Consider the following 602-nt stretch of genomic DNA (forward strand, 5'->3'; position numbering starts at 1 on the left):
CTGGTCTACGGTGACACCGCCCCGCCCGCCCAACCTGCCGAGCGCGTGCATAGCCACACTGGGCTGCTTCGCGAGTGCGCCTATCTGATCGGCAACGTGATCGATTCCGAAGAGCCCGGAACTTACGAAGGCGCCGACGAATTGCTGGCTGAACTGCGCCGCGTCATCGCCGCCACCCCCGCGCCGTCCGAGGGCGGGAATGGGGTGGATGGGTATGTGGCGTTCACCTGCGAAGAAGTGCGCGAAGCCTACGTGTGCCTGCGTAAGTACAACTGCACCATCCCCGACGAGTGCCTCGACCAGATGCGCGCCGTGTTGCTCACCGCCGCCCAGCAGGCCACCCCATGACCGCCCCTGACGATGTGCGCGCTTTCTTTTGGACCGTTCGACTGGCCTACCACCTGCGCCGCCTGAATTGGGCGAAGTCGGTACGCGAGGCTTATAGCTGGGCCGCCGATGAGTGCTGGCAGGAGTACCGCAAGGACGGATTCACGCCGATGGAAGCCATCGCGGAGGATGCCAGCTATGCACAGTGACGATGTGCGCGCGAGGTTTGAGGCGTGGCTGGCCCGCGAGATTGCCGAGAACGGAGGCGTCGAGTT

The 602-nt window shown here is 64.8% G+C and carries 2 protein-coding genes; both read left to right on the forward strand.

Annotated features, from left to right (window positions below):
• A partial coding sequence (locus QQX02_RS13200; protein WP_301143827.1) for a hypothetical protein occupies positions 1–348 on the forward strand: 348 nt, incomplete at its 5' end.
• The gene (locus QQX02_RS13205; protein ID WP_301143828.1) at positions 345–536 is read left to right on the forward strand and encodes a hypothetical protein; all 192 of its coding nucleotides are present in this window, start codon (positions 345–347) and stop codon (positions 534–536) included. The genes QQX02_RS13200 and QQX02_RS13205, both read left to right, overlap by 4 nt.
• Positions 537–602 lie beyond the last annotated feature (66 nt).

Origin of the sequence: Demequina muriae (assembly GCF_030418295.1) — a bacterium.
GTDB classification, from domain to species: domain Bacteria; phylum Actinomycetota; class Actinomycetes; order Actinomycetales; family Demequinaceae; genus Demequina; species Demequina muriae.